At 67.8% G+C, this 15,481-nt stretch carries 12 protein-coding genes; 7 read left to right on the top strand and 5 right to left on the bottom strand.

From position 1 onward, the window contains the following. Positions 1-16 precede the first annotated feature (16 nt). Together HQ325_RS18415 and HQ325_RS18410 are read right to left on the bottom strand one after the other, a co-directional pair. Positions 17-481, bottom strand: a complete 465-nt coding sequence (locus HQ325_RS18415; protein ID WP_222631647.1) for a peroxiredoxin — start codon at positions 479-481, stop codon at positions 17-19. Then, the gene (locus tag HQ325_RS18410; protein WP_222631645.1) at positions 481-903 is read right to left on the bottom strand and encodes a DUF3052 domain-containing protein; all 423 of its coding nucleotides are present in this window, start codon (positions 901-903) and stop codon (positions 481-483) included. Before HQ325_RS18410 ends, HQ325_RS18415 begins: the two co-directional genes overlap by 1 nt. Before the next feature lie 370 nt (positions 904-1,273). Here HQ325_RS18410 and aceE point away from each other — a divergent pair, with 370 nt between their 5' ends. From aceE to HQ325_RS18380, 6 genes are all read left to right on the top strand, one after another. Then, positions 1,274-4,060, top strand: coding sequence for a pyruvate dehydrogenase (acetyl-transferring), homodimeric type (gene aceE / locus HQ325_RS18405; protein ID WP_222632542.1), 2,787 nt, complete (start codon positions 1,274-1,276; stop codon positions 4,058-4,060). 35 nt (positions 4,061-4,095) lie between these two features. Then, on the top strand, positions 4,096-5,460 hold the full coding sequence (locus HQ325_RS18400) for a CdaR family transcriptional regulator (RefSeq protein ID WP_222631643.1): 1,365 nt from the start codon (positions 4,096-4,098) through the stop codon (positions 5,458-5,460). A gap of 128 nt (positions 5,461-5,588) precedes the next feature. Next, positions 5,589-6,506, top strand: coding sequence for an ACP S-malonyltransferase (locus tag HQ325_RS18395; protein WP_222631641.1), 918 nt, complete (start codon positions 5,589-5,591; stop codon positions 6,504-6,506). A gap of 191 nt (positions 6,507-6,697) precedes the next feature. Beyond that, on the top strand, positions 6,698-7,009 hold the full coding sequence (acpM, locus tag HQ325_RS18390; protein WP_027505756.1) for a meromycolate extension acyl carrier protein AcpM: 312 nt from the start codon (positions 6,698-6,700) through the stop codon (positions 7,007-7,009). A gap of 8 nt (positions 7,010-7,017) precedes the next feature. After that, the gene (locus HQ325_RS18385; RefSeq protein ID WP_222631639.1) at positions 7,018-8,268 is read left to right on the top strand and encodes a KasA/KasB family beta-ketoacyl-ACP synthase; all 1,251 of its coding nucleotides are present in this window, start codon (positions 7,018-7,020) and stop codon (positions 8,266-8,268) included. A 130-nt stretch (positions 8,269-8,398) separates the two neighbouring features. Next, positions 8,399-9,832 (top strand): acyl-CoA carboxylase subunit beta, encoded by a 1,434-nt coding sequence (locus tag HQ325_RS18380; protein ID WP_222631637.1) that lies wholly within the window; start codon positions 8,399-8,401, stop codon positions 9,830-9,832. Between the two features lie 69 nt (positions 9,833-9,901). Here HQ325_RS18380 and HQ325_RS18375 read toward each other — a convergent pair whose 3' ends face one another. Both HQ325_RS18375 and HQ325_RS18370 read right to left on the bottom strand, forming a co-directional pair. Continuing rightward, positions 9,902-10,405 (bottom strand): DUF3145 domain-containing protein, encoded by a 504-nt coding sequence (locus HQ325_RS18375; protein ID WP_222631635.1) that lies wholly within the window; start codon positions 10,403-10,405, stop codon positions 9,902-9,904. A gap of 147 nt (positions 10,406-10,552) precedes the next feature. After that, positions 10,553-11,380, bottom strand: coding sequence for a serine hydrolase domain-containing protein (locus HQ325_RS18370; RefSeq protein WP_308014705.1), 828 nt, complete (start codon positions 11,378-11,380; stop codon positions 10,553-10,555). A 71-nt stretch (positions 11,381-11,451) separates the two neighbouring features. Here HQ325_RS18370 and HQ325_RS18365 point away from each other — a divergent pair, with 71 nt between their 5' ends. Further along, on the top strand, positions 11,452-13,695 hold the full coding sequence (locus tag HQ325_RS18365; protein ID WP_222631633.1) for a molybdopterin-dependent oxidoreductase: 2,244 nt from the start codon (positions 11,452-11,454) through the stop codon (positions 13,693-13,695). Here the strand turns inward: HQ325_RS18365 and HQ325_RS18360 are convergent. After that, positions 13,614-15,458 carry a bifunctional diguanylate cyclase/phosphodiesterase gene (locus tag HQ325_RS18360; RefSeq protein WP_222631631.1) on the bottom strand — a complete coding sequence of 615 codons (1,845 nt, stop codon included), beginning with the start codon at positions 15,456-15,458 and terminating at the stop codon, positions 13,614-13,616. The two genes, HQ325_RS18365 and HQ325_RS18360, sit on opposite strands and share 82 nt — an antisense overlap. Positions 15,459-15,481: the final 23 nt, after the last annotated feature.

Raw genomic sequence — 15,481 nt, 5'->3', positions numbered from 1 at the left:
GAGCCGGGGAACGCGCTCAAGAATCTAGCGTGGCGAGGGCGTTCTCCCAAGCCCCCTGGTCACGGGCCTCGCCCGGACCCATCATCTCGGCGAACCGCACCATTCCCGCAGTGTCGATGAGAAAGGTGCCGCGGTTGGCGAACCCGAGGTCCTCGTTGAACACTCCGTACTGCTGCGCGACGGCGCCGTGCGGCCAGAAGTCCGACAGCAGCGGGAACGTGTATCCCTGCTCGGCAGACCAGATCTTGTGCGTGGGCGGCGGACCGACCGAGACGGCGAGCACCGCGGTGTCGTCGTTCTCGAACTTCGGCAGCTCGTCGCGCACCCGGCACAGTTCACCCTGGCAGGTGCCCGTGAACGCGAGCGGGAAGAAGATCAGCAGCACGTTCTTGGTGCCGCGATAGTCCGACAGCGTGACGGGCTGGTTGTTCTGATCCTTCAGCGTGAAGTCGGGAGCCTCGGCCCCCACCTCGAGCGTCATCAGCGCTTCGTGGGCTGAGCCTTGGGCTGCACCAGCCGACTGCCGATCCACGCACCGAGGTTCGTGGTCGAGGTCTGGGTGAGGCCTGCGGTGGGTGCGGACTCGGCGATCTCGCTGGGCTCGACATGGCCGGACTGGCCTGTCTTGGGAGTGAGGACCCACACGAAGCCGTCGTCGGAGAGCGGGGTGATGGCGTCCATGAGGGCGTCGACCAGGTCTCCGTCCCCGTCGCGCCACCACAGCAGCACGACGTCGACCACCTCGTCGGAATCCTCGTCGACGGTCTCCGCGCCGATCATCTCCTCGACGTCGGCCCGCAAGTCGTCGTCGGTGTCCTCGTCCCAACCCAACTCTTGCACGACCATGTCGCGGGTGACTCCGAGCTTCTGGGCATAGTTCTGGGCGTCCGCCGCGGCGACCACGGTCGTGTCCTCCTTCGAGTCGTGAACCCGATCGAGACCGACCGGGCGATACAGCAAAGTGTGCAGTAGTCAAAGCGAACAGTGTCGGGCGCCCCGACGCAAGCCGACGCGGCGATCTGCACGTTTTTCCGTTGCATTGATTTCACGCATACCCAATCGGGAACCACCTGCACCAAGCGGGGTCCCATGGGGCAGGATTGACCTCGATCACCCGAGATTGACCCAGATCACCGTGAAGCTGCACAGCGGGCCGGCGTCACAGGACCGGCTCGCACTGGACCGGGAGCACACCATGCTCTCGCCACATCGAGGAGAACACACGTTGTCGGAATCGACGAAGGAAGAGCGCACCGACGCGGCAGACGCCGCGATGGGCGCTGTCGCCAGGAAGGCGAGCACGGACGGCCGTGTTCGCGTCATCCGAGAGGGGGTGGCGTCGTACCTTCCGGACATCGACAGTGACGAGACCGACGAGTGGATGGAATCCTTCGACCAGCTTCTCGAGCGCTCCGGGCCGCAGCGCGCCCGCTACCTGATGCTGCGCATGCTCGAGCGTGCCGGTGAGAAGCGTGTGTCGATTCCCGCGCTCACGTCGACCGACTACGTCAACACCATCCCCACCGAGAACGAGCCGTGGTTCCCCGGCGACGAGTCCATGGAACGCCGTTACCGGGCCTGGATCCGCTGGAACGCCGCGATCATGGTGCACCGTGCGCAGCGCCCCGGCGTCGGCGTCGGTGGCCACATCTCGACGTACGCCTCCTCGGCGGCTCTGTACGAGGTGGGCTTCAACCACTTCTTCCGCGGCAAGGACCACCCGGGCGGCGGTGACCACATCTTCATCCAGGGTCACGCCTCCCCCGGCATCTACGCCCGCGCGTTCCTCGAGGGTCGCATTCCGGCGGAGCGGATGGACGGGTTCCGCCAGGAGTACAGCCACGCCGATCAGGGCGGCGGCCTGCCGTCGTACCCGCACCCGCGTCTGATGCAGGACTTCTGGGAGTTCCCGACGGTGTCGATGGGCCTGGGCCCGATGAACGCCATCTACCAGGCCCGCTTCAACCACTACCTCGCCGATCGCGGCATCAAGGACACCACCGATCAGCACGTGTGGGCGTTCCTCGGCGACGGCGAGATGGACGAGCCGGAATCGCGCGGCCTCGCGCACGTGGCGGCCACCGAGGGTCTGGACAACCTGACCTTCGTCGTCAACTGCAACCTGCAGCGCCTCGACGGCCCGGTGCGCGGCAACGGCAAGATCATCCAGGAACTGGAGTCGTTCTTCCGCGGCGCCGGCTGGAACGTCATCAAGGTCGTGTGGGGCCGCGAGTGGGACACCCTCCTGCACAAGGACCGCGACGGCGCCCTGGTGAACCTGATGAACACCACGCCCGACGGCGACTTCCAGACGTACAAGGCCAACGACGGCAGTTACGTCCGCGACAACTTCTTCGGGCGCGATCCGCGGACCAAGGAACTGGTCAAGGATCTCAGCGACGCCGAGATCTGGAACCTCAAGCGCGGTGGTCACGACTACCGCAAGGTCCACGCCGCGTACGCCGCCGCGATGGAGCACAAGGGCCAGCCGACGGTGATCCTGGCGCACACCATCAAGGGCTACACGTTGGGCAAGCACTTCGAGGGCCGCAACGCGACCCACCAGATGAAGAAGCTGACCCTCGACGACCTGAAGGCGTTCCGCGACATCCAGCACATCCCGATCTCCGACGAGGAGCTCGAGAAGGATCCGTACCTGCCCCCGTACTACCACCCGGGCGAGGACTCCCCCGAGATCGCGTACATGCTCGACCGTCGTAAAGCGTTGGGCGGCTTCGTCCCCGAGCGCCGCACGTCGGCGAAGCCGCTGCCCATGCCGCCCGACTCGACCTACAAGTCGATCATGAAGGGTTCCGGCAAGCAGGAGGTCGCGACGACCATGGCGCTCGTGCGCGTCATGAAGGAACTTCTTCGCGACAAGGAGATCGGGCACCGCGTCGTGCCGATCATCCCCGACGAGGCCCGCACCTTCGGTATGGACTCGTGGTTCCCGTCGCTGAAGATCTACAACCGCAACGGCCAGCTCTACACCTCGGTCGACTCGGAACTGATGCTCGCCTACAAGGAGAACGTCACCGGCCAGATCCTGCACGAGGGCATCAACGAGGCCGGCTCCACGTCGTCCTTCACCGCGGTCGGCACGTCATACTCGACGCACGGTGAGCCGATGATCCCGCTGTACATCTTCTACTCGATGTTCGGTTTCCAGCGCACCGGCGACGGCCTCTGGGCCGCTGCCGACCAGATGGCCCGCGGCTTCGTCCTCGGCGCCACCGCCGGCCGCACCACCCTCACCGGTGAGGGCCTGCAGCACGCCGACGGACACTCGCTGCTGCTCGCGGCGACGAACCCGGCGGCCGTCGCGTACGACCCGGCGTTCTCCTTCGAGATCGCGCACATCATCAAGGACGGTCTGCGCCGGATGTACGGCGGAACCGACGGTGTGGACGGGTTCGGTGGAGAGAACATCTTCTACTACATCACCCTCTACAACGAGCCCTACCGTCAGCCGGCGGAGCCGGAGAACCTCGACGTCGAGGGTCTGCTGAAGGGCATCTACCTGTTCCAGAAGGGCACGGCCGACGGCCCCAAGGCGCAGATCCTGGTCTCCGGTGTGGGCATGCCGTCCGGGCTGCGTGCGCAGGAACTCCTCGCGCAGGACTACGGCGTGTCCGCGGACGTCTGGTCGGTGACCAGCTGGGGCGAACTGCGCCGCGACGGTGTCGACGCCGAGACCGAGGCACTGCGCAACCCCGGTGACGAACCACGGGTCCCGTACGTCACCAGCACGCTGCAGGAGGCGCAGGGCCCGTTCGTGGCTGCGTCGGACTGGATGCGTGCGGTCCCGGATCAGATCCGTCAGTGGGTTCCCGGCCACTACACGACGCTGGGAACCGACGGGTTCGGCTTCTCCGACACCCGCACCGCCGCGCGCCGGCACTTCAACGTCGACGCCGAGTCCATCGTCGTCGCTGTGCTGTCCGCGCTCGCCCGCTCCGGCGAGGTGGACAAGGACAAGGCCGTCGAGGCAGCCGAGCGCTACCAGATCGACGACGTCCTGGCCGCACCGATCTCCACCGCCGATCCCGGCGTCGCCTGACAGTCACACCAGGCACGACGCGTAAGTTCGTCGCCATGGCCGACATTGCTCCCGATTCCCCCGACGGCTCGCCGGAGGGGGAATCGGAGCGTGTGCGGGAACGCCGCGAGCTCCGCCGCGCCGCCGCGGAGGCCCACCGGCCCGGTGGCGCGATCCGCGCGAGACAACAACGAGTCCCGCTTCCCGACGCGCTGCTGCGACGGGTGAAGCAGTTCTCCAGCAGGCTCTCCACCGAGGCGTTGACCCAGATGCAGGATCAGCTGCCGTTCGTGAGCGATCTCGATGCATCGCAGCGCGCGAGTGTGCAGATGCTCGTGCAGACGGCCGTCGTCAACTTCCTCGAGTGGTTGCAGAACCCCGACAGCGACATCCGCTTCAGTCTCGACGCGTTCCAGGTCATCCCGCAGGATCTGGCGCGTCGTCTGACGCTGCGGCAGACCGTCGACATGGTCCGGGTCGCCATGGAGTTCTTCGAGCAGTGGCTCCCCGCCCTGGCTCGCAACGACCAGCAGCTCGTCGCGCTCACGGAGGCGGTGCTGCGCTACGGACGTGAACTGGGATTCGCCGCCGCGTCCGTCTACGCGAGTGCGGCCGAGTCACGTGGCGCGTGGGACACCCGGCTCGAGGCCCTCGTCGTGGACGCGGTCGTCCGCGGCGACACCGGCTCGGACATGCTCTCGCGTGCCGCGACCCTCAACTGGGACGCGACGGCGCCGGCCACCGTGCTCGTCGGATCTCCCCCTCCGGATCAGGGCGTCTCCGTCGTCGGCACCGTGCACACGGTGGCGCAGCGCCACCGTCGCGCCGCGCTCGCCGTGGTGCAGGGCACTCGGCTGGTCATGGTCGTCTCCGGTCATCTCTCCGGGGACCCGACCAGCGCCGCCTTCCTCGATGACCTGATGCGGAACTTCTCGGACACCCCGGTGGTCATCGGTCCGACGACCCGCACGCTCGGCGCCGCGCACTCGAGTGCCGTCGAGGCGTTCGCGGGGATGCACGCGGTGGTCGGATGGCGGGGTGCCCCGCGGCCGGTCCATGCGGGTGAACTGCTGCCGGAACGCGCGTTGCTGGGCGACCAGGCGGCGGTCACGTCGCTGAACGAGCTCATCGTCCAGCCGCTCCAGGCTGCAGGATCGGCACTGTCCGACACGCTCGATGCGTACCTCGACTGCGGTGGAGCGGTCGAGACGTGTGCCAGGTCACTGTTTGTTCATCCAAATACTGTGCGATATCGGCTCAAGCGGATCGCGGAGGTGACTGGTAGGGATCCCACCAATGCCCGCGATGCGTACGTCCTGAGAATCGCGGCAACAGTGGGTCGCCTGTCGCAATCCCATAACGAAAGCCCATCACCGATAACAACAGTCACAGCCGGAACATTTGGGAATCTCATACAGTAACGGCTCTTGCGCCAGGAGCGATGTGACCCGTCGTGCTGGGCGTTTGTAGGGTTCTGACAAATACGACCGACAAGGTTCATCGCGTAGAACATCTCCTGACACGGCCTTCACAGTGTTTTCTTAGTTCCGTGATTGCAGTGCTTTCGCCCGGACAGGGCTCTCAGACACCCGGCATGCTCGTGCCGTGGCTCGGACTTCCCGGGGCCGCGGATCGTCTCGCCCTCTGGTCGCAGGCGTCGGGCCTCGACCTGACGCGGCTCGGAACCACCGCCACGGCGGAGGAGATCACCGACACCGCCGTGACCCAGCCGCTCGTCGTGGCCGCCGCGCTCCTCGCGTTCGAGGAGATCGAGCGGACGCACGGACTGCCGGAGAACATGGTCGTCGCCGGCCACTCCGTCGGTGAACTCGCCGCAGCCGCTGTCGCCGGTGTCATCTCCGCCGATGACGCCGTCGCTCTCGCCGCGATCCGCGGCGCCGAGATGGCCAAGGCCTGCGCTCTGGCTCCGACCGGCATGTCCGCCGTGCTCGGTGGCGACGAGGACGCGGTCCTCGAACGCCTCACCGAGCTGGGACTCGAGGCGGCCAACCGGAACGCCGCCGGTCAGATCGTGGCCGCGGGTCTGCTCACCGACCTCGCCGCGCTGGCAGCGAACCCGCCCGAGAAGGCTCGCGTTCGCGCTCTGCCCGTCGCGGGCGCGTTCCACACCCGCTTCATGGCCCCCGCGCAGGATGCCGTGGTCGCCGCAGCAGCCTCCATCACGCCGTCCGAGCCGACGCGTCGCCTGCTCTCCAACCGCGACGGCCGGGAGGTCACCTCCGGCGCCGACGCACTGGCCAAGCTCGCCGGCCAGGTCACCCGGCCCGTCCGGTGGGATCTGTGCACCGCGACGCTGCGCGCGTCCGACGTCGCCTCGATCGTCGAGCTCCCGCCGGCCGGCACGCTCGTCGGGATCGCCAAGCGCGAGATGCGCGGCACCCCGACGGTCGCCCTCAAGACTCCGGAGGACGTCTCCGGCCTCACCGCCCCGGTATCGGTCGGTTAGGTAACTGCGCGCAGCCCCGCCGGTCCGTCTCGGACCACACCGGGGGTGCGCATCGTTCACCGCACGTCGTGGGGTGAACAGGGCCGGTACGTAGCCGGCCCGACTCGAGAACGAGCGTTCGTCGAGACAGCATTCGCACCGGCGCACAGTCGCGCCGTGTGCACAGTTCCTTACACGAAGGGAGCCACTCCGTGGCCACGCAGGAAGAACTCATCGCCGGACTCGCCGAGATCATCGAAGAGGTCACCGGCATCGAGCCGTCCGAGGTGACCGTCGAGAAGTCGTTCGTCGACGACCTGGACATCGACTCCCTCTCCATGGTCGAGATCGCAGTGCAGACCGAGGACAAGTACGGCGTCAAGATCCCCGACGAGGATCTCGCCAGCCTCCGCACCGTCGGCGATGCCGTGAACTACATCCAGAAGCTCGAAGCCGAGAACCCCGAGGCCGCCGAGGCCATCAAGGCGAAGCTCGACAACCAGAGCGATTCCGCAGGCGAGTGAGCAGGACCGTGACCACGCCCAGCACAGCCAACGGGGGCTTCCGCAACGTCGTCGTGACCAGCCTGGCGGTGACCACCTCCATCGCCGGTGACGTCGACGCGACGTGGAAGGGACTGCTGAACGGGGAGAGCGGCATCGACGTACTCGAGGACGATTTCGTCACCGAGTTCGATCTTCCGGTTCGTATCGGCGGCCATCTGGCCGTCAGTCCATCGACTCTTCTCTCGCGCGTCGAGCAACGACGCATGAGTTATGTCGAGCAGATGGCGTACGTCCTGGGCAAGGAGGTGTGGAAGAACGCCGGCAGCCCCGAGGTCGACTCGGAGCGGTTCGGCGTCTCGATCGGCACCGGCCTGGGCGGCGGCGACGCACTGCTCGACGCCGACAAGAAGCTGCGCGAGGGCGGGTACCGCAAGGTGTCCCCGCTCGCCGTGCAGATGATCATGCCGAACGGACCGTCGGCTGTCGTGGGGCTCGACCTGGGTGCGCGCGCCGGTGTCATCACACCGGTGTCGGCATGCTCGTCGGGATCGGAAGCGATCGCTCACGCATGGCGGATGATCGTCATGGGCGACGCGGACATCATGGTCACGGGTGGAGTCGAGGGACACATCGACGCGGTGCCGATCGCGGCCTTCTCGATGATGCGTGCCATGAGCACACGCAACGACGATCCGCAGGCGGCCTCGCGGCCGTTCGACAAGGATCGCGACGGCTTCGTCTTCGGCGAGTCCGGTGCGCTCATGGTGATCGAGAGCGAGGAGCACGCCAAGGCTCGCGGCGCGACCATCCACGCACGACTTCTCGGTGCCGGCATCACCTCGGACGGGTACCACCTGGTGGCTCCCGATCCGGCCGGAACCGGTGCGGCGCGAGCGATGCGTCGGGCCATCGAGACGGCGGGGCTGACGGCGCAGGACATCTCGCACGTCAACGCGCACGCCACGGCCACTCCCATCGGGGACACGGCCGAGGCGACCGCGATCAACGCTGCGGTGGGCAACCACGCGTCCGTGTACGCACCCAAGTCGGCCCTCGGGCACTCCATCGGTGCCGTCGGCGCCCTGGAGTCGATCCTGACAGTGCTCAGCATCCGGGACGGGATCGTTCCGCCCACGCTGAACCTGGACAACCAGGATCCGGAGATCGACCTCGACGTCGTGTCGGGCGAGGCCCGTCGCGGCGAGATCGAGTACGCACTGAACAACTCGTTCGGATTCGGTGGGCACAATGTTGCGCTCGCCTTCGGACGCCACTGACGGCTCCGCAGCCGTCACGGCGTGACAGTCGTACGCGCACGAGGGCGGAGATCCGGCGACGCAGGTCGCCGGGTCTCCTCCCGCACCACCACTCCCCTGCCGGGAGCGGCAGTATGAAGGGGAGAACACGATGACCGTCCTCGCTCCGCACACCCGCCACTCCTCGTCGCGTGACCCGCGCGACCCCCTCGCTCGTCTCGAGAAGCTCTTCGACTCCGGCACGACCGCCCCGCTGCACGACCGTGACAAGTCCGGTGTGCTCGCCGCCTCGGGTGAGATCGACGGAGTCCGCACCATCGCCTACTGCTCCGACGCCACCGTCATGGGCGGCGCGATGGGAGTCGACGGCTGCAAGCACATCGTCTCCGCCATCGACGAGGCCCTGGATTCCGGAGCGCCCATCGTCGGCATCTGGCATTCCGGGGGTGCCCGTCTCGCCGAGGGCGTCGAGGCGCTCCACGCCGTCGGACTGGTCTTCGAGGCCATGGTCCGCGCGTCGGGCAGCGTTCCGCAGATCTCCGTCGTGCTCGGATTCGCCGCCGGCGGCGCCGCATACGGCCCCGCCCTCACCGACGTCGTGATCATGGCCCCCGAGGGCCGGGTCTTCGTCACCGGTCCCGACGTGGTGCGCAGCGTCACCGGCGAACAGGTCGACATGGCCTCGCTCGGTGGACCCGACACCCACTTCCGCAAGTCCGGCGTCTGCCACATCGTCGCCGACGACGAGCTCGACGCCCTCGCACGCGGTCGCCGTCTCGTGTCCATGTTCAGTGAGCAGGGCGAGTTCGACCTCGCCGCCGCGCAGCACGGAGACACCGACCTCAAAGCACTCCTGCCCGCGTCGAATCGTCGCGCGTACGACGTGCACCCGGTCATCCACGAGTTGCTCGACAACGTCGAGGGCGAATCCTCCTTCGAAGAGTTCCAGGGCGGCTGGGCACGCAGCATCGTCACCGGTCTCGGCCGCCTCGGTGGTCGCTCGGTGGGCGTCATAGCGAACAACCCGATCCGCCTCGGCGGGTGCCTCAACTCCGAGTCCGCCGAGAAGGCCGCGCGCTTCGTCCGACTGTGCGATGCGTTCGGCATCCCGCTCGTGGTCGTCGTGGACGTTCCGGGATACCTGCCGGGCGTCAGCATGGAGTGGGAGGGCGTGGTTCGCCGCGGTGCCAAACTGCTGCACGCCTTCGCCGAGGCGACCGTGCCTCGCGTGACGCTGGTGACGCGGAAGATCTACGGCGGCGCGTACATCGCGATGAATTCGCGGGCGCTCGGAGCGACGGCCGTCTACGCCTGGCCGGAGTCCGAGGTTGCCGTCATGGGCGCCAAGGCTGCCGTGGGCATCCTGCACAAGAAGGCACTGGCAGCGGCGCCCGATCACGAGCGTGAGGCGCTGCACGACCGTCTGACGGCCGAGCACGAGGCCATTGCGGGTGGTGTCGAGCGGGCCGTGGGCATCGGCGTCGTGGACGCGATCATCGATCCGGCCGCCACGCGCAGCACACTCACCCGCGCACTGGCGGACGCCCCGGCGCGTCGTGGTCGCCACAAGAACATCCCGCTCTGAGTGGCGTCGCCCCGTGAACCTTTCGCGCATCCCTGGATGCGCAAAAGGCTCACGGGGGCCGGAGGCCCACTAACTCGCGAGCCAGGTGACCTCTCCGCCGACTCCACCGAGGCGGAACTGCTCGAGTTCGGTGTCCCAGGCGGTACCGAGAACGTGGTCGAGCTGCGCGTACACGTCGCCGCGTCCCTGCTCCAGGATCGATCGCAGCCGCTGCTCGCCGACCATCACGTCGCCGTTGGCACTGGTGGCACCGTGCCACAAGCCGAGGCCCGGCACGTGCGCGAAGCGCTCACCGTCGACTCCCTCACTGGGGTCCTCGGTGACCTCGAAACGCAGCATCTGCCACGAGCGCAGCACGCTGGCCAACCGGGCACCGGTGCCCACGGGGCCGGTCCAGTTGGTGGTGGCCCGCAGTTGACCGTCGAATGCGGGCTGCGCGGTCCACTTGAGATTCGCTCGGCAGTCGAGCGCATCGGACAGCGCCCATTCGACATGCGGGCACAGCGCGGCCGGCGACGAGTGGATGTAGACGACACCCGTGGTCGAATCCGCGAATTGGTTCAGTGTGTTCACCGTTGCCTCCAGCTTCGACGAGGGACGTCTTCCCCAACGGCCTGACGCGTCTGCTGATGTACGGCTTCTACCAGTGTGCCTCGAGTTACCCCTGTTACACCAGTCGTTCGGTGTGTCGCGTGGGTTCGCGCGGCGTGTCGCGACGTGTCACACGCCGGCGAGCACCGCGTCTCCCAGCGCGGTCCACAGCGGCTTGGCCCAGTCCCCGAACGCACGGTCGGCGAGCACGACGCAGGACACGCGGGCGTCGGGGTCCACCCAGAGGAACGTTCCCGACTGCCCGAAGTGACCGAACGTGCGCGCCGAGTTGGTCTCCCCCGTCCAGTGCGGCGCCTTGTGATCGCGGAGCTCGAAGCCCAGACCCCAGTCGTTGGGTCGCTGCGACCCGTACCCGGGCAGGATGCCGCCGAGTCCCTCGAACTGCACGGTCGTCGCCTCGTCCACGGTCTGTCGAGACACGAGCGTCGGTTCGAGGAGTTCCGCCGCGAACGCCTCCATGTCGCGGAGGTTCGACCGGGCTCCGTGGCCGGCCGATCCGTGCAGCTCGGTCGAGGTCATGCCCAACGGTTCGAGCACGGCGCCGGACAGATACTCCCCGAACTCGATGCCGGACCGCTCGGTCACGTGCTCCGCCAGGATCTCGAAACCGGCACTCGAGTAGATGCGTTTCGTCCCTGGCGCCGTGGTGGGCCGCCGATCGTCGAACGCGACTCCCGAGGTGTGGGCGAGCAGGTGCCGGACGGTGGATCCCTCGGGCCCCGCCGCCTCGTCGAGCTCGACGGCACCCTCCTCCACCGCGACGAGCGAGGCGTACGCGACGAGAAGTTTGGTGACGGAGGCCAGTTCCTGCACGCGGTCCCGATCACCGTGTCGCGCCGCCACGTCGGGACCGTCGACGATCACCGCGGCCGACACCGCCGGGACCGGCCAGTCGGTGAGCGAGGTGAGAATGTCGGATGCGTTGCCGGTGACCACGAGCCCGACTGTAATTCACACTCGTCACAGAATCCCGGTGCGTCCCGGTGCACACGACTAGCGTGCACGGAATGACCTCGGCTGGAACCACCCGCACCGCCCACGGCACCTGCACCCTCTGCGAGGCCATGTGTGGACTCGAGTACACGGTGACCGACGAGGGTGTGCAGTCCGTCCGCGGGGACAAGAAGGATCCGTTGTCCCGCGGACACATCTGTCCCAAGGCGACGGCTCTCGTCGACATCCTGAACGATCCGGACCGCGTGCGTCGACCGTTGCAGCGCACCGAAACGGGATGGCGCGAGATCGGATGGGACGAGGCGATCGACCTCGTGGCCCGTCGCCTCTCAGCCGTCCGTGACGAGCACGGTGCCGACGCCGTCGGCGTCTACGCGGGCAACCCCAACGTGCACAGTCTCGGCGCGATGACACACGGCATCCCGTTCCTGTCGATGCTGCGCACCCGCAACCGGTACTCCGCGACGTCGCTGGACCAACTCCCACACCAACTCACCAACATGCTGTTCTACGGACATCAGATCCGCCAGCCGATCGCCGACATCGACAACACCGAGTTCTTCCTCGTCCTGGGAGCCAATCCCATGGCGTCCAACGGTTCGATGATGACGGTGCCCGACTTCGGGAAGCGGGTGAAGGAACTGCGCGCGCGTGGCGGTCGCATGGTCGTGGTCGATCCGAGGCGCACCGAGACGGCGGACGTCGCCGACACCCACCTGTTCATCCGCCCCGGCACGGACGCGCATCTACTGCTGGCGCTCGTTCACGTCGTCCTGACGGACGGCGCCGCGACCCCGGCCTCCTACGTCGACGGCGTCGAGGGTGTGACCGAGGCGGTGGCGGCGTTCACACCCGAGGCGGTGGCACCCCTCACCGGTATCGACGCCGACGTGATCCGCACACTGGCACGCGATCTCGCGAACGCCGGAGCGGCCGCGGTCTACGGCCGAATGGGCGTCTCCACCCAGGAGTTCGGCACCGTGTGCCAGTGGGCCGTGCACGTCCTGAACATTCTGACCGGCAACCTCGACCGGGTCGGGGGCGTGCTGTTCACCGATCCGGCCGTCGACCTGATCGCGAACAAGATCACCAGCCGAGGTCACTTCGACAAGTGGCGCAGCCGAGTCCGGGATCTGCCCGAGTTCAGCGGTGAACTTCCGGCCTCGACCCTCGTGGACGAGATGACGACCGACGGGCCCGGCCGCGTCCGCGCCATGGTGGTGGCGTCGGGCAACCCGGTGTTGTCGATGCCCGGCGGACCCCGACTCGACGCAGCGTTCGCCGGGCTCGACTTCATGGTGTCCTTCGACATCTACGTCAACGAGACCTCACGCCACGCCGACATCATCCTGCCGTCCACGGTGGCACTCGAGCGGGACCACTACGACCTGATCTTCTCGACGTTCGCGGTGCGCAACACCGCCAAGTTCAATCCGGCAGTCCTGCCGAAAGAGTCCGGCGCCCGTCACGACTGGGAGATCTTCCGCGATCTGAGTCTGCGCTACGCCGCCGTCCGCCGCCGCGGAGCGAGGGCGCGAACGCTGGGTCGACTGAATCGTGCGGCCGTCGTCCGTGAGGTGCGCACACGCCTGTCCCCCGCCGCCACCGTCGGACTCCTCCTGCTCCGGGCGCGACGCGGGGTGTCCTTGCGAACCCTGCGGCAGAACCCGCACGGCAAGGACCTCGGCCCGCTTCGTCCGGGGCTGCCCGGGAAGCTCCTCACTCGCAACCGCCGGATCGCCCTGATGCACGACGTGGTGACCCCGGACATCGACAGGCTGCGCATCGCTCTGCTCGCTGCGACGCTGCCCGCGGACGGCGACCTGCTCCTGATCGGGCGGCGCCACGTCCGCAGCAACAACTCGTGGATGCACAATGCTCCACGTCTCGTGAAGGGCAAGCCGCGCCACGGGCTCCTGGCCCATCCCGCCGACCTCGACCGTCTCGGTATCCACGACGGGGACACCGTCGAGGTTCTGTCTGCGGCGGGCTCCGTGCGCATCGAGGTGACCGCGAGCGACAGCGTGATGCCTGGTGTCGTCAGCATCCCGCACGGTTTCGGCCACGATCGCGACGGAGTGCGACTCACGGTCGCCCGCGACGTCCGCGGACCGAGCGTCAACGACCTCACCGATCCGAGCCGCGTGGAGGGTGTCGCGGGCAACGCAGTCCTCAACGGTGTACCTGTGACGCTCCGGCCTGTCGGACCCGACGGTCAGGACACGTCGAGCAGACGCGTCCCGTCGACGAGCAGCGAGCGGAAGGTGGGTTCGTCGACAGGCGGACAGATGGCGTGACCCTGCGCGCGGTGACAGCCGAGCTCGACGAGAGTGCGAGCGGCCGTGAGTGTTTCGACACCGTTGGCGACGACGTCGAGCCGCAGTGATCGGGCGAGTCCGATCATCACGGAGACGAGAGCGCGATCGTCGCCGGCCACTCCGAGACCGTCGGTGAAGTGCCGATCGATCTTGAGGACATCGAGCGGCAGTCTCTTGAGATGCAGCAGCGACGCGTAGCCGACGCCGAAGTGGTCGATGGCCGTTCTGATTCCCTTCTCTCGCAGAGAGGTGAGCGCAGCGCCGGACCGAGCCACGGAATCCACCACAGCCACCTCGGACAGCTCGAGGCAGAAGCACGCGGGATTGATCTCGTGGCTCCGCAGGACGTCCGCGACCTCCTGCGCGACGTCGCGGACCGCGAGGTGTACCGGTGAGATGTTCACGCGCAGAACCAGGTCGGTCGGTCCGGTGGCGTCCCGCCAGCTCACATACGCCCGGCACGCCGCGTCGATGACCCAGCGACCCAGTTCCGGCGCGAGGTTCGCAGCGTCGGCGATCGGCACGAACACGTCGGGCCCGAGCATGCCGCGTGTCGGATGCGGCCAGCGAACGAGGGCCTCCACCGCGGCGATCTCACCGGTACGCAGATCCACCTCGGGCTGGAAGTGCAACACCAACCGGTCGTGTGAGATGGCATGGCCCAGCGTCAATTCCACGTCGGTCCGCAGGTCGTTGGTCGCCGCGATCTCGTCCGAGTAGAGAACGACCCGGTTGCCTCCGGACGACTTCACGTGCAGCGCTGCCTGATCCGCCCGGCGCAGCATCTCCGACGGGTCCGCGATTCCCACGGCCACGCCGATGCTCGCGGTTCGGGTCACCCTGTCGTCCCCCACCACCATCGGCTCGGCGACCACCGACCGGACCATCTCCGCACGTTCCACACCGTCCTCGGCCGTGGGCGCACCGCCGAGGACGACGACGAACTCGTCCCCGCCGAGCCTCGCCACCACGTCTCCGTCCGGCAGTCGACGGCGGATCCGGTCCGCGACGGTCCGCAGGAACTCGTCACCCATGCGATGGCCGAGGAAGTCGTTGAGAGCGGCCAGCCGGTCGATGTCCACGAACAACACGCCCACCGCCGTGCCGTCGCCGGCGCGCCTGTCGAGCAGCTCGGTCAGCCCGTGGCGGTTCATCAGTCCGGTCAGTTCGTCGATCATCGCGGTGTGGCGCAGCGCGTTCTCCGCCTCCACACGCCGCTGCACCTGGGCGAGCATCGCTCCGACCGCGGTGACGGCCTCGAGCTCGTCCGCGTTCCACTCGCGGTCGGCGAAACGAACGAACCCCAGGACCCCCAGGGTGCGGCCGTCACCCAGCAGAGGAACCGTCACCACCGTCGTGGCCGACACCCCGGATCCGCTCTCGATCCGCTCTCGGTAGTTCTCGGGTTGATCGTTCGGCCGGTAGATCTGGACGCGATCCTGCTCCCGGGTGACGGCGAACACGGGATCGGCATCGGCGAAGTAGACGACACCGAGGGGGTCCGGTACCGGTACGACCGGACGGGGCGGCCACTCGGCGACCAGCACGGTGGCGTCGATGTCGGAGTCGTTGTGGCGGAGGAAACAGGTGTCCATCTCGAAGTCGGCTGCGAGATCGCGGAGCAGCCGGCGATACGCGACGACGACGGTGGCGGCGTCCGCGCCGAGAAGCCGGGTCGCGAGTTCCGAGACCAACGCATTCAGCGGACGCCGAACGTGCGCCGAGCCGTCGATCGCTTCCATGACTTCTCCTGAATTCCCCCGGA

This window comes from Rhodococcus sp. BP-349, from assembly GCF_019835845.1.
Classification (GTDB): domain Bacteria; phylum Actinomycetota; class Actinomycetes; order Mycobacteriales; family Mycobacteriaceae; genus Rhodococcoides.
The sequence above is the reverse complement of the archived record's forward strand: the minus strand, read 5'-3'. Positions and strand labels throughout refer to the sequence as shown.